The 24,319-nt window shown below is 70.3% G+C and carries 23 protein-coding genes and 1 other RNA gene; 6 read left to right on the top strand and 18 right to left on the bottom strand.

All coding sequences use genetic code 11. The annotated features are described in order from the left end of the window. Nucleotides 1-35: 35 nt before the first annotated feature. The 8 genes from rnpB to HMF7854_RS07685 all read right to left on the bottom strand — a co-directional run bounded on the left by rnpB (nt 36) and on the right by HMF7854_RS07685 (nt 7,071). Nucleotides 36-431, bottom strand: an RNA gene (rnpB, locus tag HMF7854_RS07720) — RNase P RNA component class A. 23 nt (nt 432-454) lie between these two features. Next, a complete protein-coding gene (locus tag HMF7854_RS07715) occupies nt 455-1,144 on the bottom strand; it encodes an N-acetylmuramoyl-L-alanine amidase (RefSeq protein WP_126718566.1) in 690 nt (229 codons plus the stop codon). Nucleotides 1,145-1,192: 48 nt separating this feature from the next. Then, nucleotides 1,193-2,047, bottom strand: coding sequence for a CheR family methyltransferase (locus tag HMF7854_RS07710; protein ID WP_126718565.1), 855 nt, complete (start codon nt 2,045-2,047; stop codon nt 1,193-1,195). A gap of 3 nt (nt 2,048-2,050) precedes the next feature. Then, nucleotides 2,051-3,154, bottom strand: coding sequence for a chemotaxis-specific protein-glutamate methyltransferase CheB (gene cheB, locus HMF7854_RS07705; RefSeq protein WP_239016889.1), 1,104 nt, complete (start codon nt 3,152-3,154; stop codon nt 2,051-2,053). 10 nt (nt 3,155-3,164) lie between these two features. Further along, entirely contained in the window at nt 3,165-3,530 is a 366-nt protein-coding gene (locus HMF7854_RS07700) for a response regulator (protein ID WP_126718564.1), read from the bottom strand. A gap of 55 nt (nt 3,531-3,585) precedes the next feature. After that, nucleotides 3,586-4,026 carry a chemotaxis protein CheW gene (locus HMF7854_RS07695; RefSeq protein ID WP_126718563.1) on the bottom strand — a complete coding sequence of 147 codons (441 nt, stop codon included), beginning with the start codon at nt 4,024-4,026 and terminating at the stop codon, nt 3,586-3,588. Nucleotides 4,027-4,030: 4 nt separating this feature from the next. After that, on the bottom strand, nt 4,031-6,358 hold the full coding sequence (locus tag HMF7854_RS07690) for a chemotaxis protein CheA (protein WP_126718562.1): 2,328 nt from the start codon (nt 6,356-6,358) through the stop codon (nt 4,031-4,033). A 68-nt stretch (nt 6,359-6,426) separates the two neighbouring features. Continuing rightward, nucleotides 6,427-7,071 (bottom strand): histidine phosphotransferase family protein, encoded by a 645-nt coding sequence (locus HMF7854_RS07685; protein WP_126718561.1) that lies wholly within the window; start codon nt 7,069-7,071, stop codon nt 6,427-6,429. 41 nt (nt 7,072-7,112) lie between these two features. On the opposite strand from HMF7854_RS07685, the gene HMF7854_RS07680 reads away from it, so the two are divergent. Both HMF7854_RS07680 and rpoH read left to right on the top strand, forming a co-directional pair. Then, entirely contained in the window at nt 7,113-8,099 is a 987-nt protein-coding gene (locus HMF7854_RS07680; RefSeq protein ID WP_420822360.1) for an RluA family pseudouridine synthase, read from the top strand. Between the two features lie 60 nt (nt 8,100-8,159). Then, nucleotides 8,160-9,068, top strand: coding sequence for an RNA polymerase sigma factor RpoH (gene rpoH / locus HMF7854_RS07675; RefSeq protein ID WP_126718559.1), 909 nt, complete (start codon nt 8,160-8,162; stop codon nt 9,066-9,068). Here the strand turns inward: rpoH and HMF7854_RS07670 are convergent. Genes HMF7854_RS07670 through HMF7854_RS07650 form a run of 5 tightly spaced genes read right to left on the bottom strand, consistent with a single transcriptional unit; the run spans nt 9,065 to nt 15,590 of the window. Continuing rightward, nucleotides 9,065-11,749 carry a PAS domain S-box protein gene (locus tag HMF7854_RS07670; RefSeq protein WP_126718558.1) on the bottom strand — a complete coding sequence of 895 codons (2,685 nt, stop codon included), beginning with the start codon at nt 11,747-11,749 and terminating at the stop codon, nt 9,065-9,067. The two genes, rpoH and HMF7854_RS07670, sit on opposite strands and share 4 nt — an antisense overlap. A gap of 57 nt (nt 11,750-11,806) precedes the next feature. After that, nucleotides 11,807-13,099, bottom strand: a complete 1,293-nt coding sequence (locus tag HMF7854_RS07665) for a YihY/virulence factor BrkB family protein (protein ID WP_126718557.1) — start codon at nt 13,097-13,099, stop codon at nt 11,807-11,809. Between the two features lie 39 nt (nt 13,100-13,138). Further along, nucleotides 13,139-14,488: a sensor histidine kinase gene (locus HMF7854_RS07660; protein WP_126718556.1), complete on the bottom strand. Its 1,350-nt coding sequence runs from the start codon at nt 14,486-14,488 to the stop codon at nt 13,139-13,141. Nucleotides 14,489-14,521: 33 nt separating this feature from the next. Beyond that, a complete protein-coding gene (locus tag HMF7854_RS07655) occupies nt 14,522-15,205 on the bottom strand; it encodes a winged helix-turn-helix domain-containing protein (protein ID WP_126718555.1) in 684 nt (227 codons plus the stop codon). Next, entirely contained in the window at nt 15,195-15,590 is a 396-nt protein-coding gene (locus tag HMF7854_RS07650; protein WP_185829201.1) for a PDZ domain-containing protein, read from the bottom strand. The genes HMF7854_RS07655 and HMF7854_RS07650 overlap by 11 nt, the downstream gene beginning before the upstream one ends. A 153-nt stretch (nt 15,591-15,743) precedes the next feature. Here HMF7854_RS07650 and HMF7854_RS07645 point away from each other — a divergent pair, with 153 nt between their 5' ends. Next, complete coding sequence (locus HMF7854_RS07645; protein WP_126718553.1) at nt 15,744-16,742, top strand: GDP-mannose 4,6-dehydratase; 999 nt, start codon at nt 15,744-15,746, stop codon at nt 16,740-16,742. A 23-nt stretch (nt 16,743-16,765) separates the two neighbouring features. After that, nucleotides 16,766-17,719 (top strand): NAD(P)H-dependent flavin oxidoreductase, encoded by a 954-nt coding sequence (locus HMF7854_RS07640; protein WP_126720125.1) that lies wholly within the window; start codon nt 16,766-16,768, stop codon nt 17,717-17,719. Nucleotide 17,720: 1 nt separating this feature from the next. On the opposite strand, the gene HMF7854_RS07635 is transcribed toward HMF7854_RS07640, so the two are convergent. Further along, on the bottom strand, nt 17,721-18,347 hold the full coding sequence (locus HMF7854_RS07635) for a FliH/SctL family protein (protein WP_126718552.1): 627 nt from the start codon (nt 18,345-18,347) through the stop codon (nt 17,721-17,723). Then, entirely contained in the window at nt 18,331-19,365 is a 1,035-nt protein-coding gene (locus tag HMF7854_RS07630; RefSeq protein ID WP_126718551.1) for a flagellar motor switch protein FliG, read from the bottom strand. The genes HMF7854_RS07635 and HMF7854_RS07630 overlap by 17 nt, the downstream gene beginning before the upstream one ends. A gap of 87 nt (nt 19,366-19,452) precedes the next feature. Between HMF7854_RS07630 and HMF7854_RS07625 the strand changes: the two genes are divergently transcribed. Next, nucleotides 19,453-22,065, top strand: a complete 2,613-nt coding sequence (locus tag HMF7854_RS07625; protein ID WP_126718550.1) for a hypothetical protein — start codon at nt 19,453-19,455, stop codon at nt 22,063-22,065. After that, nucleotides 22,065-22,478 carry a flagellar basal body protein gene (locus tag HMF7854_RS07620; RefSeq protein ID WP_239016888.1) on the top strand — a complete coding sequence of 138 codons (414 nt, stop codon included), beginning with the start codon at nt 22,065-22,067 and terminating at the stop codon, nt 22,476-22,478. Before HMF7854_RS07625 ends, HMF7854_RS07620 begins: the two co-directional genes overlap by 1 nt. Here HMF7854_RS07620 and HMF7854_RS07615 read toward each other — a convergent pair. The 3 genes from HMF7854_RS07615 to HMF7854_RS07605 are packed head-to-tail and all read right to left on the bottom strand — an operon-like array spanning nt 22,475 to nt 24,278. Continuing rightward, nucleotides 22,475-22,885, bottom strand: coding sequence for a flagellar protein FlgN (locus tag HMF7854_RS07615; RefSeq protein ID WP_126718549.1), 411 nt, complete (start codon nt 22,883-22,885; stop codon nt 22,475-22,477). The two genes, HMF7854_RS07620 and HMF7854_RS07615, sit on opposite strands and share 4 nt — an antisense overlap. Further along, the gene (locus HMF7854_RS07610; protein WP_126718548.1) at nt 22,882-23,178 is read right to left on the bottom strand and encodes a rod-binding protein; all 297 of its coding nucleotides are present in this window, start codon (nt 23,176-23,178) and stop codon (nt 22,882-22,884) included. Before HMF7854_RS07610 ends, HMF7854_RS07615 begins: the two co-directional genes overlap by 4 nt. Continuing rightward, nucleotides 23,175-24,278, bottom strand: a complete 1,104-nt coding sequence (locus HMF7854_RS07605) for a flagellar basal body P-ring protein FlgI (RefSeq protein ID WP_126718547.1) — start codon at nt 24,276-24,278, stop codon at nt 23,175-23,177. Before HMF7854_RS07605 ends, HMF7854_RS07610 begins: the two co-directional genes overlap by 4 nt. Nucleotides 24,279-24,319 lie beyond the last annotated feature (41 nt).

The raw sequence follows: 24,319 nt of genomic DNA, 5'->3' as shown, positions 1-24,319 counted from the left end.
AAAATTGCGTCCGCTTTTGCGAGCGTCCGCGATGATGCGCCAGAGGGCCTGTAAGCCGGGTTCTGTCCACCGCCCGCGAAGGCGGATGGGCGACCATTCCTCTAGGCCCGTCCTTGCGGAGGGGCTCAAGCAACCAACCCGGGCGACGGGCCGGAACAGCCCCGGGATTGTGCATCCCTCGTCGCCCCTATTCGGTCTTGCACCCGGTGGGGTTTACCGTGCCGCTTGCCGTTGCCGGAAGCGCGGTGCGCTCTTGCCGCACCCTTTCGCCCTTACCCGCTCGAGAACGGGCGGTATGCTTTCTGTGGCACTGTCCCTGAGCCGCCTCGCGGCGACCCGCCGGGCGTTACCCGGCACCGTTGTTCCGTGGAGCCCGGACTTTCCTCGTGCCCCGGATCAACTCCGGCGCCCGCGGTCGCCCGGCCCTCTGGCCCCCGCGCTATAGCCGCGCGGATCAGGGTTCGCCAGTCGGCCGCGGCAGGAGGAGCGCGAGCAGCTTCGCCCGGCACTCCCCGTCGATGACCCCGTCGATCATGTCGGGGCGGAAGCGCCGCTGAAAGGCGATCACCGCCTTCTGGCTGTCGGTCACGTCATAGCCGAACCGCTCGAGCGCGAGCAGGAAGGCGGCGTCGGTCCAGTAGGGGTCAATCAGGTTGCGGGTCGGGCTCGGCAAGGCGAGGCGCCGCCGCGCCAGCACTTCCCACGGGAAGAGCTCGCCCGGATCTTCCTTGCGGGTCGGCGCGACGTCGCTGTGCCCGACCACGTTGCCGCGGCTGATTCCATGCCGCTCCTTGATCCGGGTGACGAGGCCGACCACCGCCGCCACCTGCTCGTCGGGGAAGGCGCGATAGCCGAACTCGTGGCCCGGGTTGACGATCTCGATCCCGACGCTGGCCGAATTCACGTCGGTCGTCCCGCGCCAGTAGCTGCGGCCGGCGTGCCATGCGCGGCGTTCCTCGTCGACCAGCCGGTAGACGCTGCCGTCCTCGTCGACGCAGTAGTGCGCGCTGACCTTGGCCTCGGGCGAGGTCATCCGGTCGAGCGCGCCGCCGCAATCCGGCATGCCGGTATAGTGGAGGACGATCATCGACACGGCCAGTTGGCGCTCGTCATGGTTGGGCGACGGCCGGTCGATGAATTTCATGCTTCACAAGCGCACGGAAAAGCGCCGCCGGTCAACCCCTTGCGCGGCTCAGCCGCGACCCGCCCGGCGCTCCGCCTGGCCGCTGTTGGCGGCATGCACGTAGAGGCCACGCGCATTCTTGTCGGACAGCAGCTTGTCGGTCTGCCCGATCACCGTCTCGCCCGCGCCGAGCATCAACCAGCCGTCGCTGACCAGGGCGGAGGACAGCCGGTCGAACGCCTTCCGCCGCGTCTCCGGCGAGAGATAGAGGAGCACGTTGCGGCACAGGATGATGTCGAACCCGCCCGGGTGCGGCGGTCCCTCGAGGATGTTGTGGGTCTGGAAGCGAAGGCTCTTGCGCAGGCTATCGGCGGCGCGCCACTGGCTTCCCTGCTCTGCGAACCACTTGATCGTCTGGGTGATCGCCAGCCCGCGCTGCACCTCGAATTGCGAGTAGACGCCCTCGCGAGCCCGGTCGATCGCCTGCTGCGACACGTCGGTCCCGAGAATGTCGACCGTCCATCCGGCCCAGCTCGCCTGTTCCTCGGCGAACAGCATCGCCATCGAATAGACTTCCTGCCCGGTCGAGCAGCCGGCCGACCAGATCCGCACCCGCTTCTCCTTGGCCCGCGCCTGGCGCAGCAGCGGCAGCGCGTGGCGGGCGAGGAGGTCGAACGGACTGCGATCGCGAAAGAAGTAAGTCTCGTTGTTCAGCAAGGCTTCGACCACCTGGTTGGCTAGCCCCGGCTCACGACCCATCACCAGGATGGTGATCAACTCGTCGATGGTCGCGATGCCGCGCTCGCGCAGGAGTCCGCTCAGCGCCGTCTCGAGCCGCCACCGGCGGTTCATCGTCAGCTGCTGTCCGGTTCTGGCTTCGAGGAGGCCGGCGAGGATACGCGTCGAACTGTCGCTCAGCTCCATTAATCAATCTCCGACGCGGGTCGCGACCCGCCGGGCAAGCTTGTCGGGGGGCAGGATCGCCGCGGCGAGCCCCGCTTCGGCGACCGCGCGGGGCATTCCCCACACGGCGCAGGTCGGCTCGTCCTGGACGATTACCGACCCGCCACAGGCGACCAGCCGCTGTGACCCTTCCGTTCCGTCGCGGCCCATGCCGGACAGGACGACGCCGAGCGCCCCCGTGCCATAGGCGGCGCCGGCCGTCGCGAACATCGGGTCGACCGAGGGCAGGCAGCCGCTCTTGGCCGCGCGGCGATCGAGCCGCACCCGCGGCGCGTCGCCGAGGAGCTCGACCGTGAGATGCGCATCGCCGGGCGCGACCAGCACCAGGTCGGGCAGCAGGTCCATCCCGTCCTCCGCGACCAGCACGCGGCGCCGCGCGGGCGAGGCCAACTGCCGCGCGAACACGGTCATGAACGGGCTCGGCAGATGCTGGGTCACGAGGATCGGAACCCCGATCCGCATCGGCAGCGCGGCGAAGAAGGCGCCAAGCGCGTGGATTCCGCCGGTGGACGCACCGATCGCGAGAAGCTGCAGCCGATCGTTGCTCATCGCGCGCAACGGGCTTCGGATCGGCGTGGCGGGCCGCTCCGCACGGCGCTGCTCGACCGGCTCGGCGGCGGTCGCCTCGGCATGGCCGAGCGCCCGCAGGCGGCTCAGCAGGACTTCGGAGAAGCGGCCGTTGAATCGGCCGGTACCCGGCTTGGGCAACGTGTCGGCGGCGCCGAGCGCCAGGGCGGCGATGGTCTGCTCCGCCCCTTCCTCGGCGAGCGAGGAGACGATCATCACCCGCGCCCCCCGCGCCGCCGCGATGATGTGCGGGAGCATCTTCAGCCCGCCCGCGCCCGGCATTTCGAGGTCGAGCAGGATGATGTCGACCCGAACGTGCGCCAGCGCCTCGATCGCGTCCTCGGCGGTCCCTGCCACGGCCGCGATCTCGAACCCGCCGTCGCTCTCCAGCATCCGCGAGAGCACCGCCCGGGCCACGAGCGAATCGTCCACCAGCATCAGCCGGATCGGACGCGTCCGGGCCCCGCCAGGCGGGTCGGAGCGGGCTGCCGCCGAGCTCATCGCCCGAGCCTCAGGCGACGCCGACGAGCTGGAGCTTGATGTGCAGCGTTTCCCGGTCGAACGGCTTCATCACATATTCGTCGGCGCCCGCATCGAGCGCGGCCCGGATGTGCGCCATGTCGTTCTCGGTGGTGCAGAACACCACCTTGGGCTGGTCGTCGTGCCCGCGCTGGCGAAGCAGCTTGAGGAACTCCATGCCGCTCATGACCGGCATGTTCCAGTCGAGCAGCACCACGTCGGGCATGCTGCTCTCGCAGCGGGTCAGGGCTTCGCGGCCATCGGCCGCCTCCTCGACCTGAAAGTCGAGGGTCTCGAGGATGTGCCGGGCGACCTTGCGGATCACCTTGCTATCGTCGACGATGAGGCAGGTCTTCATGGCGTTTCCAGATAGTTCGAAGTGACGGACCTAATTGGCAAAGATAACCAGTTGCTTAAGCTGCGGCGCGCTGGTCGTTGCCGGCGATCAGCGCGGCGACGTCGACCAGCAGAAGCGCGCCCTCGCCGGTCTCGACCAGCCCGAGGCTGACCCGCTCCCAGCCCGGTCCCATGGCCCCCCGCAGCGGAGCCGGGTCGCCGGTCGCGTCGACCACGTCCTCGACCCCGTCGACGAGCAGCGCGTAATGATGGCCGTCGAGCTCGACGACGGCGGCTTCGCGGATCCCGTCCGCGGCGTCCGACGTCCCGAGCCCCAGCGAGCGCATGCAGTCGATCACTGTCAGCACCCGGCTGCGCAGCGCCGACAGGCCGGCGACGTGCGGGGCCGCGCGCGGGACCGGGATCAGCGTGTCGAGCTCGACCACCGATTCCACCTGCGCCGCGGGAAGCGCGACGCGCTGGCCGCCGATGGTGACGATGAGGAGAAGGTCGTTCATCGGATCAGGCTCCCGCCGCGGAGTGGAGGGCGGCGAGCAGCCCCGCCCGGTCGTAGCGGTAGATGCTGCCATCGCCCTCGCCCGCCTCGGGGTCGGAGCGGAGACGGATCAGCTTGCCGCCGGTCGCGGCCGGCTCGGACTTGCCGTCCTGGACGATGACGATGTCGGCCGGCTCGTCCTCGCCGGACACCACGCGATATCCCGCGGCCTCGACGATCGGCCGGAGCATGTTCTGGATCCACGGGTCGCCCGCCGGGAGCCGGCAGACCGAGGCCGACGCGGTCCGGCTATGCGCAGAATGACGCGCGAACAGCCAGTGCGCGTCGATGATCTCGGCTGGTTCCCCGGCGATCAGCGCGACGCCGCCGATCACCCCCGGCGTCTCGGCCGGCATGACCTGCGAGGCGAGCGCCTCGAGGTCGATGACCTCGTGGAAGGCATAGCCCACTTCCTGGTGGCCGTCGTTGAGGCGGAACACCCGCACCTTGCCCTCGACCGGCGGCTCGACCAGTCCGACGAGCGGCAGGATTACCTCGCCCAGCTGCACCCGCAGTTGCCCGGCGCTCATCTTGATCGACGAGGCGGGTACTTCCTCGATGCGGTCGACGATCGCCAGCCGGACAGCCCGGCGCTCGCCGCCGAGGCCGCGGAACAGCAGCACCTGAGTCGCCACGTCTTCGCGCTTGCGCCCCGCTTCCTCGAAGATCCGGGCGCCGCGCTCCTGGGCCTCGAGCCGCACTCCGCCGACCCGCGCCAAGCCGGCAGGGTCGAACAGGAGGATCGGGCTGCCGTCGTCGGCCAGGGTGGTCCCGGCATAGAGGCCGGTCGCCATCACGGCCGGCGCCGCGGGCTTGACCACCAGTTCCTCATGATCGTGGATCCGGTCCACCGCCAGCGCATAGACGTCGCCGCCCGCCGGGCGGATCACCACCAGCGTCCGCTCCTCGTCGCGCAGCTCGCTCGGCAGGCCGAGCACGTCGGCCAGGGCGATTTCCGGCACGCGCCGGCCGCGGATCGTCGCCACTCCGGCGCCGCCGACCTGCGACAGTTCGACGCTCTCGCCGCGGGCACGGACGATCTCGTCAATCGCGGTGCGCGGAATGGCGAAATGCTGCTGTCCGATAGACACGGTCAGCGCCGGGATGATGGTCAAGGTCAGCGGAACCCGCAGGGTCATCCGCGTGCCCTGCTCGGGCTTGCTGTCGATCTCGACCGTTCCGCCGATCCGCTCAACGTTGGAGCGCACGACGTCCATCCCGACCCCGCGGCCGGAGATGTTGGTGACGGCGGTCGCGGTCGACAAGCCCGCCTCGAAGATCAGCGCCAGCTTCTCCTTGGTCGAGAGCCGCGCCGCCTCGCTCCGCTCGAGCAGCCCGTTCGCCACGGCCTTCTCGACCAGCCGCCCGGCATCGATCCCGCGGCCGTCGTCGGTGATGTCGATGAGGATCTGGTTGCCCGACTGGCGCGCCGAGACGGACAGCAGTCCGGTCTCGCGCTTGCCGGCCTTGAGCCGCTCGCCGGGCTTCTCGATCCCGTGGTCGATTGCGTTGCGGACGATATGCGTCAGCGGGTCGCGGATCATCTCGATCATCTCGCGATCGAGCTCCACGTCCCCGCCGTCGACGTCGACCAGCACCTGCTTGCCGAGCTCCGCCGACAGGTCGCGGACCATCCGTGGCAGCCCGACGAAGAGATTCTCGATCCGCTGCATGCGGGTGCGGGTGATCGCGTCGCGCATCTCGGCGATGATCGCCGACAGCCGCTCGAACGCGCCTTCGACCGCGACGTCGCCCTGGGTGTCGCGCAGCCGCCGCGACAGCTCGTTGCGGGCGAGCACCATGTCCGAAACCGTGCTCATCACCCGGTCGAGCAGCTCGACCGACAGGCGGATCGTGCGCGGCGCCGCCACCGCCTTCGTTCCGCCGCTCTCGGCCGGCGCCGCCGCTGGCGCGAGCAGCTGCTCCGAGCCGGGCGCAAGCGCGAGGATCAGCGCGCTATCGTCGCCCGCGGGGACCTCCCCGCCGGTGTCGATCGCGGCCACCATCTCGGAAATACGGTCGATGATCGCGAGCACCGCGCTGACCAGCGCGGCATCGGCCTGGCGCCGTCCGGCCCGGACATCGGCAAGCGCGTCCTCGGCGGCATGGCTCAGCGATTCAAGGCGCGGGAACTCGAAGAAGCCGCAGTTGCCCTTCACCGTGTGGACGAAGCGGAAGATGGAATCGAGCCGCGCCCGATTGCCAGGCTCCGCTTCCCAGGCGACGATCTCGCCGCCCACCGCTTCCAGCATCTCGCGGCATTCCGCGACAAAATCGGCAATCAGATCGTCCACTGGTCCCCCGCGAAACGCGCGCCTTCAAGCGCTGCTTATGCGGGCAAACCGTTAAGGCGGTGTTGACTTTAACTCGAAGCTGGACCGGGCAGGTTGGCGCCGATCAGCAGCACCTCTTCCTCCATTCCGGACAGCTGGATCGAGCCGCCGGCGCCGGTCGCAAGCCCGCGCGCCAGCCAGGCGCCGGCCGCCCGCGGCTCGACATGCCCGTCCATCGTTCCCGCCAGCGTCTGCCGAAGCACCGGATCGAGCAGGATCCGCGGGCCCTCGGCGCGGATCACCAGCTCGACGCCCCCGTCCTGCCGCTCGCCGCCGATGTCCAGGCGGCCGCCGCGGACCAGCGCGTCGCCCGCGATCATGGCGAGGTTGAGCAGCAGCTTGACCGCATCCTTGGGCAGCTTGTCGGCCTCGACCATCCAGCCGAGCTCGATCCGCCGCTCGGGCCCGAACAGCCCCTCGAGCGCCGCCTTCGCCTCGCGGGTATCGATCTCCGCCCCGAACCCGCCGCCGGCCCCGAACGCGAGGCGGAAGAATTTCAGCTTGTTCGCGCTGGCCCGGGCGCTCTCCGCCAGCAGCTCGAGGCATCGCTCGCGCATCTCCGGGTCCTGCTCGTCCGCCAGCAGCTCGATACCGTTGTTGAGCGCCCCGATCGGGGACAGCAGGTCATGGCAGAGCCGGGAGCAGAGAAGGCTGGCGAGATCGATGGCGTTCATGAAGCGCGTTGTTGATGATTGCCGGCGAGCACGCAAGCATCTTGAAGCAACGGGAATTCACCCCATATCGGACTTCGAATGACCGGGGGTCCAACATCATCGAGGTGGCGCTCGGCGCCGAACATGCGGGGTGGCGGCTCGACCGCGCTCTGGCGGATGCCCTCCCCACTCTGTCGCGCGAGCGGCTGAAGGCGCTGGTCCGCTCGGGCGCGCTGACCCTCGGCGAGGCCAGTCTGCGCGATCCGGCGCTCAAGGTCCGCGGCGGCGAGCAGTTCCGACTGGCCGTTCCCGAACCCGCGGCGGCCCACAACGAGCCGCAGGACATCCCGCTCGCCATCGTCCACGAGGACGAGCATCTGCTGGTCGTCGACAAGCCGGCCAGGCTGGTCGTCCATCCCGCCGCCGGCAATCCCGACGGAACGCTGGTCAACGCCCTGCTCCACCATTGCGCCGGGCAGCTCAGCGGCATCGGCGGAGTCGCCCGTCCGGGGATCGTCCACCGCATCGACAAGGACACGTCGGGGCTACTGGTGGTCGCCAAGACCGACGTCGCGCACGAGGGCCTCGCCCGGCAGTTCGCGGCGCACAGCATCGACCGCCGCTACGTCGCTTTGGTGAACGGGGTGCCGCGGGTCGGCGAAGGCCGGATCGAGGCCAATCTCGCCCGCTCGGCGACTGATCGCAAGAAGATTGCGATCGTCGCGGCCGACCGTGGCAAGCGGGCGGTAACCCACTGGAAGCTGGTCGAGCGCTTCCGTGACGCGGCCGAGGTCGAGTGCCGGCTCGAGACCGGCCGGACCCATCAGGTGCGGGTCCACATGGCCTCCATCGGCCATCCGCTGCTGGGCGATCAGGTCTATGGGCGAAACAAGGGAAACCGGGCGATCCTCGCCGAATTGGGCTTTCAACGACAGGCGCTTCACGCCGCCGGGCTGGGCTTCACCCATCCCGTGACCAAGCACCGCCTGTCGTTCGAAAGCCCCATTCCGGTCGATATGCAGGAACTGTTCACGGCACTTCGTGTATAAGAAAGCAAAGGTGGCGGCAGGGCTCACGGCCCTCCTGCCCGAGAAAGGGTTAGGGTAAACATGGCACAGGCGAAAGGGGCTCTTTCCATTCCCGCCACTGGCGGGGAGGCCGGGCTCAACCGCTATCTATCGGAAATCAAGAAATTTCCGATCCTCGCTCCGGAAGAGGAGTTCATGCTCGCCAAGCGCTGGACCGAGCATGGCGATACCGATGCCGCGGCGCGGCTGGTGAACTCGCACCTGCGCCTCGTGGCCAAGATCGCCATGGGCTACCGCGGCTACGGGTTGCCGGTCTCGGAGCTCATCTCCGAGGGCAACATCGGCCTGATGCAGGGCGTCAAGAAGTTCGAGCCCGACCGCGGCTTCCGCCTGGCAACCTACGCCATGTGGTGGATCCGCGCGTCCATCCAGGAATTCATCCTCCGCTCGTGGAGCCTGGTGAAGATGGGCACCACCGCGGCGCAGAAGAAGCTCTTCTTCAACCTGCGGCGGATGAAGAACCAGATCGACGCCTTCGAGGAGGGCGACCTCAAGCCCGCCGACGTCGCCAAGATCGCCAAGGATCTCGGCGTGACGGAGGACGAGGTCGTCTCGATGAACCGCCGCATGTCGATGGGCGGCGACACCAGCCTCAACGCTCCGCTCAAGAGCAACGAGGATGGCGAGGGCCAGTGGCAGGACTTTCTGGTCGACAGCGGCCCGCTGCAGGACGAGACGATCGCCGATGACGAGGAGCGCCGCGTCCGCCACGACCTGCTGGTCTCGGCGATGGACAGCCTCAACGACCGCGAGAAGCATATCCTCGCCGAGCGGCGGCTGGCCGACGAGCCCAAGACGCTCGAGGAGCTGAGCCAGGTCTACAATGTCAGCCGCGAGCGGATCCGCCAGATCGAGGTGCGCGCGTTCGAGAAGCTGCAGGCCGCGCTGCTGCGCCTCGCCGGCGAGCAGCGGCTCCTCCCCGCCGCCTAGGGCTTCACCGATACCGCCCGCTGGAGCACCCGCTTCAGCGTGGCGGGGTCGATCGGCTTGCCAAGCGTATCGACGGCCTTCTCGACCGAGCGGCTGACCGGCGTCGCATAGCCGGTGCAGACGACGAACGGGATCCCGCGCTCGGCCAGTTCGTCGGCCAGCGGATCGCTCCGCTCCCGGCCCAGGCTGACATCGATCACCGCCGCGTCCACCGCCTCCGTCGCGAGCACCTCCAGCGCCTGGTCGACCGAGCCGGCCGGCCCCAGCGCCGTGAAGCCGAGCTGACGAACGACCTGCTCGATCTGCATGGAGATCAGCGCCTCGTCCTCGACGATGAGGATCCGCTTGCCCGAGACCGGCATATGGACCTCGGTCAGCTCGAGTGTCTCGCCCTCGCCCGCCTCGCTCGACGGCGCGGCATCGGCAAGCTGGTCGGCTGGGATCTCGATCCGGCACTCGAGCCCATGCCGCTCCCAGTTCATTGCCAACCGTCCGCCCAGCTGCCGCTCGATCGACGTCTTGATGACGGTCGACCCGAAGCCCTGGCGGGAGGGCGGCTCGGCTAGCGGACCGCCGCGCTCGTTCCAACTGAAGCAGAGCCACGCCGCGCCGTCCGGCCGGCTGATCTCCCAGTGCACCTCGAGCGTCCCGCCCGGCACCGACAGGGCGCCATATTTCGCCGCGTTGGTCGCGAGTTCGTGGACGCATAGCGCCAGCGCCTGCGATGCCGCCGGCCGCAGCCGCAGGGCCGGCCCGCTGATGCTGACCCGACCGGCCTGGTCGAACCCGGCCAGTTCCTCGATCATCAGCGACCGGAGGTTGACGCCGTCCCAGCGTTCGGAGGCGAGCAGGCTGTGGGCGCGCGCCAGCGACTGGATCCGCCCCGCGACCGCTTCCTTGAACGCGCCGATCGTCTCGGCGCGGGTGAGCTGGACGACCGACTGGACCACCCCGAGCAGGTTCTTGGCGCGATGGTCGACCTCCTGCACCAGCAGCCGCTCGCGTTCTTCGGCGATGCGCCGCTTGGTGACGTCCTCGGTGATGGCCGCGATCCCGATGGTGGTGCCGTCGCTCGCCCGCAGCGGGGCCTTGGTCGTACGGAAATACCGCTGCATCCCGTCTTCCGAGGTCAGCAGCTCGTCGCGTTCCACTGTCTCGCCGCTCTCCATGATACGGCGCTCATTCTCCATGATCGCGTCTGCTTCCGAGCGGTCGACCGCATAGTCATAGGCATTGAGCCCGATGACATTCTCGCGCCCGAGCGCCCGGCCGACTGCCGGGTTGGCATAGAGCAGGCGCCCGTCGCGGTCCTTGGCGTAGATAAGATCGGGGGTACTCTCGCCGATCAGCCGCAGCAGCGAGCTGGTCCGGAGCAGCTCCTCCTCGGCCATCCGCTGGTCGTGGATGTCGGTGCAGGTACCATACCAGCGGGCGATCGCTCCCTGCTCGTCCCTCTGGCACTGCGCGCGGCCGATTACCCAGCGATATTCGCCCGACCGGTGCCGCAGGCGATATTCGATGTGATAGGGTTCGCCCGTCTCCAGGCAGTGGCGCCACACCGCCCAGGCCCGCTCCTGGTCGTCGGGGTGGAACATGCCGTTCCACTCCTCCCCGTCGGTCGACCCGCGCGAGACGCCCGTATATTCGTACCAGCGGTCGTTGTAATATTCGTGATAGCCGTTCGACTGGGTGACCCAGATCATCTGGTCGATCGAGTTTGCGATCGCCTGGAACTTGGCCTCGCTCTCCTGCAGCGCGAGCTGCTGGCGCCGCCGCTCCTCGATGTTGAGCAGCACGCCGGGAAAGCGCTTGGCCTTACCGTCCGCCTCTCGCTCGACCCGGCCGAGCGCTTCGACCCACTGGAACTCGCCGTCGGCCCGGCGAACCCGGTAGCGATGGGTGAAGCGATCCCCTTCGACCAGCGCTGCGGCGATCGCCGCCTCCAGGCCTTGCAGGTCGTCTGGGTGAATGGACTCGAGATAGCGATCGATCGGCAGTCCCGCCTCGCACTCCGCCCGGTCCAGCCCGAAGCTGTGCGCGAAGCGCTGGTCGGCGATCACCACATCGTTGGCGATGTCCCAGTCCCAAGTCCCGAGGATAGCGCCGGTCTGCTGGGCGAGCTCGACCCGCTCCTCCTCGGTCCGTAGCCGTTTCTCGGCATCGGCCAGCTTGCGCTCGGTCGACAGCCGGTCGGTGATCTCCGAGACGAAGCAGCAGTAACCGCCGGGTCGCCCCTCGGCGCCGGCGATCGGCGAGAAGCTGAAGCTGTAGGTCGCCTTCTCGGCATGGCCGTTGTGTTCGGTGACCACCTCGTAGGAGGACTGGGTCACCGTTTTTCCCTCGGAGAGGCAGGCGAGCAGGCCGAGCAGCCGCTCGCGCCGCTCCGGCCACACCTCGAGCCAGTCGCGCCCGAGCGCCGCCGGATGACGGTCGCCGAGCTGCACCCGCAGCGCGTCATTGTAGAGGTAGACGCGCTCCGGACCCCAGACGAGGAACATCGGCTGCTGGCTGCCCAGCATCATCGCCACCGCGGTCTTCAGCTCCGGTGGCCAGTTCTCCGGCGGCCCGAGCTGATGCCCGCGCCAGTCCAAACCACGCAGCAGGGCGGGCACCTCGCCGCGCCCCTGGAGGAACCCTACCGCTTCAGGAACGTCACTTCCGTCCCGTAAATCTCTCGCCATTACACCCGCTTACCCGAACTCCCCGGCGCTTCGCTTACCCCAAGGACCGGGTCTTCGCTAGCGTTCCCGCCGGAGCCAGGCGAGGAGCCCGGCGGTGCCGAGCAGCACCGCGCCCGCGGGCGCCCGCCCCTTGCGCCGGAGCAGCGACAGGCCGGCGGTGGACAGCACCGACCCGACCACCCCGATCTTGGGCAGACCGGCGATGCGCGCCGACCGCGCGGTCAGCCGCGAGGCGAGATAGGGATGGTCCTTGTCCTCGACGATGCGCGGGCGCCCGGCCGGAACAGGCTCGCCGGGCTTCGCGCCCGCGGTCCGGGGCTCATGGCCCGTCGCGGTGTCGCCCCCCGCAGGACTCTGCTCGCCCTCCTTGCCCGCATCGTCGGCGCCGCTCGCGACATGGTCCGCGGACCACGCTCCCCGGCCGCCGAGCGGCTTGGGCGCGCCCCGCGTCGTGTCCGCCTGGGTCTGGTGCTCGAACTCGCTGTTGAGCTCGGCGCCAAACAGGAAGACGTAGCTGGACAGGTAGATCCAGGTCAGCAGCACCACCACCGAGGCGAGCGACCCGTACGTCTTGCCGTAGCTGCCGAAGTTGGCGACGTAGATGCCGAACCCCACGGTCAGGATCAGCCAGCCGAGCGCGCTGAACAGCGAACCCGGGGTGAGCCAGGTCCAGCGCGCCCGATCGCGGCTCGGCGCGTAGCGGTACAGTGTCGCCGCGGCGGCGGCGGCGGCGGCGAGCATCAGTGCGTAGGACAACAGCTTCGTTACGATCAGGACGATCCCGGCCGTGTTCGGCAGCAGCGCCTCGAGGAAGCCGAGCACCGAGAAGGCTAGCATGGCCAGCAGCGCCGCCACGATCCCGGCTGCGGTCATCATCAGTGCGAGCAGAGTGACCCGGACGAAACTCCGCTTCTCCTCCTCCTCATAGGCAATGTTGAGCGCGATGATCAGCGAGCCCGCGGCGTTGCGCGCGCCGAAGATCGCGATACCGAGAGCGGCGATGATCCCGATCCCCTTCTTGCCGCCGGACGTTTTGACCACGCCGAGCAGCTGGTCGCCGATCAGCTTGGCCGCGTCGGCCGGCAGCACCCGGGTGAGCGACTGCATGTTCTGCACCACCGTGTGCGGGTCGGCGATGAAGCCATAGGTCAGCACCAGCGCGCCGAGCAGCGGGACCAGCGAGAGGAAGGCGTAGAAGGCGACCCCCGCTGCGACCAGCCCGACATTGTCCTTGCCGGATTCCTTGGCGGTCCGGAGCAGCACGTCCTTCCATCCGCTCCACGGCATCGACCAGGGCGTCTGCGCGTTCCGCCCGCGATCGTCCGGAGACGCCTTGCCCTGCCCTGCCATCAACGCTCACCCTTCACATCGTGGAAAGGGCAAACCGGCCTAGTCGCCCGCCGTTCCCTCGGTCCGCAGCTGGATGACCACCCGCAGCCCCGGGCCGCCGTCCTGGAGGAGGAGGTGGCCGTCGTGGAAGCGGGCGACCGCGTCCGCCAGCGTCAGGCCGAGGCCCGATCCGGGGAGATGCCGCGAGGGGTCGAGCCGCCCGAACCGCTTGAGCGCTTCGGCGTGGCGCTGCTCGGGAATGCCCGGGCCATTGTCGCTGACGATGATGTCGGCCCCGCCCGAACGGCGAACCAGCTCGACCCCGATCTGGCTTCCCCCGCTGGCGTAGAGGGTGGCGTTGTCCAGCAGGTTGGCGACGGCCCGCGCCACCTGGTCCCGCTGTACCAGCAGCCGGACGGCCGGCGGGATGGTCGTCGTCAGCTCGAACCCGCGCTCCTCCGCCACCGGCTCGTACAGCTCGCACAGGTCGGCGAGCAGCTCGGAAAGATTGACCTTGGCGAGCTGCTGGCGGCCGATCCCCGCCTCGGCGCGGCTGATCTCCAGCGTCGTCGAGAGCATCGCCAGCAGCACGTCGGCCTCCTGCGCGATCGACTGGAGCACGGTCCGGCCACGCTCCGTCTGGGCCACGGCAAACCCCTGGTCGATCTTGAGCTTGAGCCGGGTCAGCGGCGAGCGAAGGTCGTGCGCGAGCCCGTCGGTCAGGTTGCGCAGCTCGCGGATCAGGTCCTCGATCTGGTCCAGCATCGCGTTGACCTCGGACCCGAGCCGCTCGAACGCATCGCCGCTGCGGCCGGCGGCGACCCGCTCCGAGAGGTCGCCGTCGCGGACCCCGCGCACGGTGCGCGCGACCTTCGCCAGCCGGCGCGAGATGAACAGCTCGGCGATGCCGGCGATCAGCAGCGCCAGCGGAACGGAGATCAGCAGCGCGTCGAGCAGCGCCTCGCGATAGGCGGTGCGGGTGGCCCGGCTGCCCTCGATCACATGGCCGGTCAGCAGGCTGGAACCGTCGGGAAGCGAGGTGGCGATCAGCCCGACCGCGGCCGGCGCCTGCGAGTTCTTGCGGTAGAGCTCGATCTCGCGCCACGCCGCGTTGAACGGGATGCTGGCCGGCCAGTCGGAGAGATTGCCGGCCAGCTCCTCGCCGTTCTTGCCCTCCAGCAGGATGACCTCGGCCTCGGTTCTGATCTCGCCGAGCCGAACGTCGATCGCGTCCACCAGCGCCGCCCGGCCGCCGGCTCGATAATTGTCGAGCAGCGCGTCGCGCAGCTCGGCGGTGTCGCTCCGCTCATCCTGCTGCTGCGCCGCGAGGCTCGACCGCTCGACGAAGAAGAAGAGTCCGCCCACCGCCAGCAGCTGCAGCGCGAAGACCAGCAGCGTGAACGCCGCCATCGGCGACCGCAGGCGGGAGAGCACTGCCCTCACCTAGTCGCCGAGGCCGAGCCGATACCCCGCGCCGCGAACCGTGTGGAGCAGCACCGGCTCGCCCGGAACGTCGATCTTCCGCCGCAGCCGCGAGATGTGCACGTCGATGACGTTGGTCCCTGGATCGAAGTGATAGTCCCACACGCCCTCGAGCAGCATGGTCCGGGTCACCACCTGGTTGACGTGGCGGAGCAGGAACTCGAGCAGCCGGAACTCGCGCGGCTGGAGCGTGATCATCCGCTCGCCCCGCCGCACCTTGCGCGACAGCAGGTCCATCTGGAGGTCGGCGCAGTCGAGCTTGGTGACCGGCTGCACGCCCTTGGAGCGGCGCAGCAGCAGCCGCAGCCGGGCGAGCAGCTCGGCGAAGGAGAAGGGCTTGGTGAGATAGTCGTCCGACCCGGCGGTGAGCCCGGTGACCCGGTCCTCGGCGGTCGCCAGCGCGGACAGGATCAGCACCGGCGTCTCGATCCCCGCCGCGCGCAGGCCGCCCAGCACCGCCATCCCGTCCATCCCCGGCAACATGCGGTCGAGTACGATCGCGTCGTAGCTCCCGTCGGTGGCGAGGAACAGCGCGTCGCGCCCGTTTCCGCAGCGGTCGATCGTGAAGCCCTCCTCCCGCAAACCCTTCTCGATGTAAGCCGCTGTCGATTCATCGTCCTCGACGACGAGAAGCTTATGACTCATGAGGGCTCCCTTGCCTGCTTAGCTGCACCACATGTTCACGCCCATCATGCATGACCTGCAGATGAATCATGTTCGAAGGCGATGAACGCACGGCGTCGCCGACGGCTGCGGCCGACATGGCGGGGCGGTGATCGACGCTGATGATGCGGTCGCCGACCTCGATCCCGCCGCGCTCCGCCGGACCGCGCTGCTGGAGGCTGGTGACCAACACCCCGCCCTGCCGGTCACCCTGCGACAGGGTCATCCCCAGCGCGGTCTGCGGCTGCCCCTGCTGGAGCAGGTGGAGCGGGCCGCTGAGGCTCACCGCGCAGACCAGCACGAGCAGGATGACCAGGCTCGCGCCGACCACCAGCCAGGCGAAGGGAAACCCTCGCTCAGTCGGCATGGCGGAACGGGCAGGCAAGCGGGACGGGAAGGCTCGATCTCGCGAACATCGAAGCGCCGGCCATGACATTGCTTAGACAAGCGGGCCACTTAAGCTTTGGTCATTCCGTGGGTAGACTGGAACCGTGTCTAAGCATCGCTATGAGCAGATCGCATGACGATTCTCGTGACCGGCGTCGCCGGATTCATCGGCTCGACCACCGCCCGCCTCCTGCTCGAGCGCGGCGAGCGGGTGGTCGGCATCGATAACGTCAACGACTATTACGATCCCGCGCTCAAGGAGGCCCGGCTGGCTCGGCTGACGGCGGACTATGGCGACGCCTTCGCCTTCCGCCGCACCGACTTCGCCGAGCATGAGGCGCTCGACCGGGCGCTCGACGGGGTCGAGTTCGACCGCATCGTCCACCTCGGCGCGCAGGCTGGCGTCCGCTACAGCATCGACCACCCGCGCGCCTACGTCCGCTCCAACCTCGTCGGCCACCTCAACCTGCTCGAGCTGGGCCGCCACCGCGCCGTCCGGCACCTCGTCTACGCGTCCTCCTCCTCGGTCTATGGCGGTAACGAGACGCTGCCCTTCCGGGTCGAGGACCGGGTCGACCAGCCGCTCTCGCTCTACGCCGCGACCAAGAAGTCGGACGAGCTGATCAGCGAAAGCTACGCCCATCTCTACCGCCTTCCCCAGACGGGCCTGCGCTTCTTCACCGTCTACGGCCCGTGGGGCCGCCCCGACATGATGATGTGGATCTTCACCAAGGCGATCCTCGAGGGCCGGCCGATCCGGATCTTCGGCGAGGGCCAGATGCGCCGCGACTTCACCTACATCGACGACATCGTCGCCGGGGTCATCGCCTGCCTCGAAGGACCGCCGGCCGACGACGGCCGCGAGAAGGCGGGCGGCAGCCGCTCGCCCCATGCGCTCTACAACATCGGCAACAACCGCTCCGAGGACCTGATGAAGGTGGTCGGCCTGCTCGAGCAGCAGCTCGGCCGCGAGGCCGTCCGGCACTTCGAGGGCATGCAGCCCGGCGACGTCCGCGACACCTTCGCCGACATCAGCGCGATCCAGCGCGACCATGGCTATGCGCCGACCACGACCATCGACGAAGGCGTGCCGCGGTTCGTCCGCTGGTATCGCGACTTCCACGGCGTCTGAACAACAAGGGGGGAATGAGCGGGATGAGCGTGCCGAGCCTGTTTGACCGACTGCGGCTGCCCGTCGTCGGCGCGCCGCTGTTCATCGTGTCCAACCCGCAGCTGGTGATCGCCCAGTGCAAGGCGGGGATCGTCGGCAGCTTCCCGGCGCTGAACGCGCGGCCGCAGAGCCAGCTCGACGAGTGGATTCACGAGATCAGCGAAAGCCTCGCCGAGCACGACCGCGACCATCCCGACGCGCCCTCGGCGCCCTTTGCCGTCAACCAGATCGTCCATCGCTCCAACGACCGCTTCGAGGCCGACGTCGCCACCTGCGAGAAATGGAAGGTGCCGCTGGTCATCACCTCGCTCGGCGCGCGCGCGGAGCTCAACCAGGCCGTCCACGGCTGGGGCGGCATCACCCTCCACGACATCATCGACGACCGCTTCGCGCGCAAGGCGATCGAGAAGGGCGCCGACGGGCTGATCGCGGTGGCCGCCGGCGCCGGCGGCCATGCCGGCCGCCTCTCCCCCTTCGCGCTGGTGCAGGAGATCCGCCAGTGGTTCGACGGCCCGCTGGCGCTGTCGGGCTCGATCGCCAGCGGCAGCGCGGTGCTCGCCGCGCAGGCGATGGGCGCGGACTTCGCCTATATCGGCTCGCCCTTCATCGCCACCGACGAGGCGCGGGCCGATCCCTCCTACAAGCAGGGGATCGTCGACGGTCGCGCCGCCGACATCGTCTATTCCAACCTCTTCACCGGGATCCACGGCAACTATCTCCGCGGCTCGATCGTCGCGGCCGGGCTCGATCCCGACAATCTCCCCCAGGCCGGCCCGGAGGCGATGAGCTTCCAGTCCAGCGCCGGCGCCAAGGCGTGGCGCGACATCTGGGGCTCGGGCCAGGGCATCGGGGCGATTGACCGGGTCCAGCCGGCGGGCGAGCTGGTCGCCCGGCTGACCGAGGAATATCGCGCCGCGCGGGCGCGGCTGTGCCGCTGATCTAGCCGGCCGCGGTCGGGTCCGACGCCAGCGCGGCGAGTTCCGCCTCCAGCGCCGCCCGCCGTGCCGCGCGGTCGAGCCGGAGCGCGCCGCTCTCCCAGTCGATCCGCGCATCGCCGGGCGCGAGCGACGGGTCGGCCCCGACCTGGACCTGCAGCCGCCGCCGCTCCCCCGCCTGCCGCTCGGCGACCAGGGCCTCGACCGCCTCGACGAGCTCGGGGTGGATCCTCAGCTTGAGCGCGACCCCCCGCCCCGCCTGGCTCAGCGCGCGATCGAGCGCGCCGCCGATCGCCGCCGCCGGTGCCCGCTCAAGCGCCTGCGCGGCGAGATAGTCCGCCGCCTCGACCGCCAGCGCCGCGGCCGCCTCCGCCTGCGCCGCGGCGAGCCGCTCCAGCTCCTGCTCGCAGCGCCCGAGCCGCTCGGCGATCTGCCGCGCCGCTTCCGCCAGCACGCTCTCGCGTTCCGCCCGGCAGGCGGCGAACGCGGCCTCGCGCCCCTCCTGCCGGGCCCGCTCGAGCGCCGCCTCCTCGCGTTGCCGCCGCGCCGCCGTCGCCGGGTCCGCCGCCACGATCGGCGTCGGCACGTCGAGCAGCGGCTCCAGCCGGAAGGGCTCACATGATGAGGGCATCGTCGCTCTTGGGATCGACCAGCATGATCTCGCCGCGGTCGCCCATCCCCTTGGCGAGCCGGACCAGTTCGCCCTGCGCCTCCTCGCAGTCGCGGGCGCGGACCGGGCCCATGTTGGCGATGTCCTCCTTGAGCAGCGCCGCGGCGCGCTCGGTCATCCCGCCGAAGAAGACCTTGCGGGCGTCCTCCGGCGCGCCCTTCAGCGCCAGCGCCATCACCTTCTTGTCGGCCGATTTCACCACCGCCGCGATCGCCGGCGGGAGCAGCTTGGTCAGGTCCTCGAAGGTGAACATCAGCGAGCGGATCCGCTCCGCGCTCTCCGGCGCCTTCTCCTCCAGCGCGCCGAGTATCGACTCCTCGGTCGAGCGGTCCATCGCGTTGAACAGCTCGGCCATGCTCTCGTGCGGGTCGCGGACCGAGGTGCGCGACAGGTTGTTCATGAACTCGGTCTTCAGCGTCTGCTCGACCCGCGCGATCACCTCCTTCTGGACGATGTCGCTCTGGAGCATCCGGGTCACCACCTCGACCCCGAAGTCGCGCGGCAGCTCGGCCAGCACCCGCGCGGCATGGTCGGGGCGCAGCTTGGAGAGGATCACCGCGACCGTCTGCGGATGTTCCTGGCGGAGGAAGCCGGCGAGCAGCCCCTCGCCGACATTGCTGAGCTTGTCCCACATGGTGCGGCCGGACGGGCCGCGGATATCGTCCATGATCTCCTTCACCCGGTCGTCGGGGAGCATGTCCGACAGCAGCCGCTCGGTCGTCTCGTAGCTGCCGTGCAGCGACGACATGCTGCTGATCTCGCTCGAGAACTGGACCAGCAGATACTCGACCACATGCGCCGGCAGCCGGCCCAGCTGCGACATGGCGGCGGAGAGCTCCTTGACCTCCTCCACCTGCAGCGCCTCCCAGATCGGCGCGCCATGGTCCTTGCCGAGGACGAGCAGCAGCGCCGCCGCCCGTTGCGGTCCACTGAATTTCTTGAGCTCGGCCGGTTCGACCACCGGCCCGGCTGCCGCCATTGATCTGTCCCCCTGCGGCAATTTGACCGGCCTTCCGCCGCCCGTCGCCGCGCCTCTCCTATTATAGGCGGAGAAAGGACGAGCGCGGTGCCCGACCTCAACAATGGTCTGATCGGTCTGGCGATGCTGAGCGGCGGCACTCCCGCCTTCGCGGCAGGCCTCTCCGCGCCGGTCGAGAGCCGCGCCGTCCGCCAGGCCAAAGCGCAGTTCACGCTCGCCCCCGTCACCCCGCCGTGGAAGGAGCCCGGCTCCGCCCTCCCCGCCTCGACCCAGCTCGCGGCGGTCCGCCGGCTGGCCTCGCTGATCGACCGCCCCGACGCCGCGCGCGGGCTGCCCGACGACGTCTCCAGCGCCTTCATCACCTGGAAGGCGCTCGACCGGCTGCGGGTGCTCGCCGAGGGCGCGGCCGAGCCCGGCGCCACCGACGCGACCCGCCGCCAGCTGCAGGCCAGCTTCGCCCACGGCCTTGGCGAGCTCCAGTCCTTCCTCGCCAGCGCGCCAGCCGACCGGCTGACCATCGCCTTCGGGGTCGCCGCGCGCCGCGCCGATAGCGTCGCCGCTGGCCGCAGCCCGGTGCTCGAGCTGCCCGGGCGCGCGATCGTCAAGCTGCGCAGCGATGCGCTGCCCGGGCTCGGCGGCACCGAGGTCTTCACCATCACCCTGCGCAGCGTCACCAGCCTCGACCGGGTCACCGTCGACCTCAGCCACGGCCCGCAACCGCCGACGCTCGACAGCATCACCGCCATGCTCAACGCGGCGATCGCCTCCATCCCCCGCCTGACCGCCGACGGCAGCGTGGCGCTCGACACCGGCGGCGATCCCATTCCCAAGTGGCGAGCGCGGTTCGAGGCGGTCCGGCAGGAGAATGGCTGGGGGCTCCAGCTCGACAGCGACGTCGAGCAGGTGGCGATCGAGCAGCAGGGGGCTCCCGACGCGCTGGTCGCGGCGAGCGGGCGAAGCACGCTCGAGGCGCCCACCGCGACCGGCATCTTCCGCTTCGACGATCCCGCCGGCACGCTCGAGCGGCGCACCGTGGCGAGCCTGTCGGCGCTCGACCCGGCGGCCAGCGCGGAGGCGAGGCTCGCGTCGATCGCCGGCGCGAGCGTCGCGCCGGCCGCCGCGCCCCTCCTCACCGCCGCCAGCGTCACCGACGCCCAGGGCTTCACCTATCTGGTCGGAACGACCCCGGGCGATCTCGGCACCAACATCGGCAATGGTCGCGGCGATCTCGTTCTCACCAAGCTCGGCAGCGACGGGGGTCTGGTCTGGCAGCGCAGCCTCGGCGCGACCGACACCGCCGCCGGCGCCGCGATCAGCCTGGCGCCCGACGGCGGCGTGGTCGTCGCCGGGACGGTCGAAGGCAGTTTCGACGGCCAGTCGAGCGACGGCGACATGCTGGTCGTCCGCTTCGACGAGGCCGGCGACGAGCGCTCCGCCACGCTGATCCGCTCGGTCGGCGCGGACAGCGCCACCGCGGTAACGGCGCTCGGCGACGGCAGCGTGGTGGTCGGCGGCCGCTCGGCCGACGGCTCCGCCCTGCTCGCCCGCCTCGACCCCGACGGGCGGATCGCCGAGCGGCGGAGCATCGCGGGCTCGATCGTGCGGGCGCTCGGGGAAGACTCCGGCGGGCGGCTGCTGCTGCTCACCCAGAACGGCGCCGCCGCCACCCTCCGCCGGCTCGATCCGGCCGCGCTCGGCGCCGATCTCGGCACGCTCGACCTCGGGTTGATCGACGCGCAGGCGCTCGCGGTCGACGGGACCTCCGTTGCCGTTGGCGGCCATGCCGCGGGCGACGGGCTGGTCCTCCGCATCGGCCCCGACCTCGCGCTCGCCGGGACGACCAGCATCGCCAGCGCCGGCTCCGACCGGGTCGACAGCCTCGCCTTCGTCGACGGCGCGCTGTTCGCCGGCGGGCGGACCGACGGGGTGCTCGGCGACGCCCGGGTCGGCGCGCTCGACGCCTTCGTCGCCCGCATCGACCCCGCCGACGGCAGCCTCGGCCCGGTCCGGCAGTGGGGCCGCGCGGCGAGCCGGATGGAGCCGGTCTCGCTCTCGGTCGCGGCCGGCGGCGGCGGCGCGGTCGAGGCGCTCGGCTTCCACCAGGGCTGGATCAACCCGCCCGACAGCGAGCGACTGGTCGCCACCACCAGCCTCCGCCCCGGCGACCAGCTGGCGCTGCGGGTCGACGGCGGCGCGCTCAGGCGGGTCAGCATCGACGCCGCGGACACGCTGTCCAGCCTCGTCGACAAGCTTCGGAAAGCGGCGGGAGCCAATGTTCCCATCTCCGCCGCGACGACCGGGGACGGCCGCGATTTGCGCATCGAGGTCGCCCCCGGTCACACCGTCGAACTGCTCCGGGGGCCAGACGGCCGCGACGCGCTGGCCAAGCTCGGGCTCGAGCCGGCCCGGCTCACCGCCGACGCCCCACTCCCGTCGCGGGCGCCGCGGGTCCGCCCCGGCGGGCATTACAGCCTCGAGCTCAGCGCCGCGCTCAACCTCTCCGACGCGCCCTCCGCCGCACTTGCGCTCGACCGCATCAAGGCGGCGCTGTCGACCAGCCAGACCGCCTTCCACTCGCTCTACTGGGACGACAACAAGGCGGCGCTGGTCGACGGCGCCGGCCGCGGCGGGCGGGTCTCGCCCTACCAGGCCGCGCAGCTCGCCCGCTACCGCGACGCGCTGGCGAGGCTCGGCGCCTGATGGGAGGCCTGCGTCTCGTCGACGGGATCGCCGCCGCGATGCGACACCTGTCGGAGCGGCAGAAGGTCATCGCCGAGAATGTCGCCAACAGCGATACGCCGGGCTTCGAGGCCCGAACCCTCGGCGAGCCGGACTTCGGCGCCTTGCTCGACATTCGCTCCGGCGTTGCCGTCCAGCGCCCCACCGTCCGGGTCACCAGCGCCATGGCCGCGCTCGGCGCAACGCCTTCCTCGACCCCGACGATCCTCGATCCCGACGTCAGCGAGACCAAGCCCGACGGCAACAATGTCTCGCTCGAGGACCAGCTGCTCCGGCTGGGGCAGGTCCAGGCCGACTTCGCGGTGCTGACCAATCTCTATCGCAAGCAGATGCAGCTGATGAAGACCGCGCTCGGGCGGACCGGCGGCAGCTAGGCGCGGGCGTTGATCGCCAGCGGCGCCGGCTGGTCGAACCGGCTGATCGCGCCCTGGTCGCCATAGGTGTCGACCCGCAGCCCGGTCAGCCGCTGCGCCTCCGCGGCGATCGCGTCGAGCAGGTCGCGCGACAGCTCGATCTGCCGCCGGAGCATCGCCGCGTTGCGCGCCGCCGACTGCTGCATCTGCCTCGTGAGGTGGAGCATCTCGGGCGACAGCCGCTCGCGCCAGCCCGGCTCCTCCCGGTCGAGGAAGACGGTCTGCGCCTCGAGCCTGGCGGTGAGCTTCTGCTTGGCGGCGGCGATCGCGGCGACCCCCTGGTGGTCGACGCCGCCCTTCAGCAGCGTGCATTCCTCGTCCATCAGGGCGGTCAGCGCCTCCATCGCCTCGACCATCGCCTCGCTCATTTCATCTGGTCCTGGATCTGCTGGATCTGCGCGAGCACCGCGGCCTTCAGCCCGAAGCTGCCGTTGCGGGTGATCTCCTCGCCCAGCCGCTCGGCGAGCATGCCGCGGAACATCTCCTCGCCGTGGCCGCCGCCGAACTGGCTGTCGACGCTGACGCTCTCCAGCATCAGCTTGGCGAGCTGCCCGGCGAAAATCGCCTCGAAGTCGCGCGCCACCTTCTCCGCCCCGCCTGCGACCGGCAGGGACGAGGTCGGGAGGGCCGCGGCGGCGCGAATAGGCTGGAGGAAGCTCATTGGACCTCGATGTCGGTCTGGAGGGCTCCGGCGCTCTTGACCGCCTGGAGGATGGTGATGAGGTCGCGCGGCGAGACGCCGAGCGCGTTCAGCCCGGTGACCAGCTCGCGAAGCGAGGCGCCCTCGACCATCGCCAGCGACTTGCCGCCGCCGTCGTCGACCTGGACCGCGGTGCGCGGCACGGTGGCCGTCTCGCCGCCCGACAGCGGGGCCGGCTGCGCAACCTGCGGCGCCTCGCTGACGCTGATCGTCAGCCCGCCCTGCGCGATCGCGACCGGGCTGATCCGCACGTCGGCGCTCATCACGACCGTGCCCGCCGCCTCGTTGATGATGATCCGCGCCGGCTGGTCGACCGCGACCTCGACATTCTCGACCTGGCTGTAGGTGTCGATCAGGGAGGTCCCGGGGGCCGGGCGAAGCTCGACCGTCGCCGGGTCCAGCACCCGCGCGGCGCCGGGAAAGCGGCGGTCGATCGCGCCGGCGACCCGCTGCGCGGTGGTGAAGTCGGGGTTGCGCAGCGCCAGCTTGAGCGAGCCCGCCGAAGCCAGGCTGAAGGCGACCTCCCGCTCGACGATCGCCCCGTCCGCGATCCGCGCGCTGGTCAGCACCCCGCGGTTGACCTTGGCCGCCGCGCCCTGCGCCTTGAAGCCGCTCACCGCGACCGGTCCCTGCGCCATCGCATAGACCTGCCCGTCGAGCCCCTTGAGCGGCGCCGCCAGCAGGGTCCCGCCCTGCAGGCTGCTCGCATCGCCCAGCGCGGAGACCTGCACGTCGATGGTCGACCCCGCCCGCGCGAACGGCGGGAGCGAGGCGGTCAGGGTCACCGCCGCGACGTTCTGGATCCGCATCTGCGAGCCGCGGACGTTGACGCCCAGCCGCTCGAGCATCGACTGCATCGATTCCTCGGTGAAGGGCGAGTTGAGCAGCCGGTCGCCGGTGCCCGCCAGCCCGACCACCAGCCCGTAGCCGACCAGCTGGTTGGCACGGACATTCTCGACGCTGACGATGTCCTTGATCCGCGGGCTCGCCGCCGCTGCCCAGCCGGGCAGCGCGGCCGTTAGCGCGGCGGAGAGGGCCAGCCGTGTCGAGATGCTCGTCAAAAACCGCTCCTCCGCGGCCGGGCCGGACCGCCCTTCTCTTA

This window comes from Sphingomonas ginkgonis (assembly GCF_003970925.1).
GTDB lineage: Bacteria > Pseudomonadota > Alphaproteobacteria > Sphingomonadales > Sphingomonadaceae > Sphingomicrobium > Sphingomicrobium ginkgonis.
The sequence above is the reverse complement of the archived record's forward strand: the minus strand, read 5'-3'. Positions and strand labels throughout refer to the sequence as shown.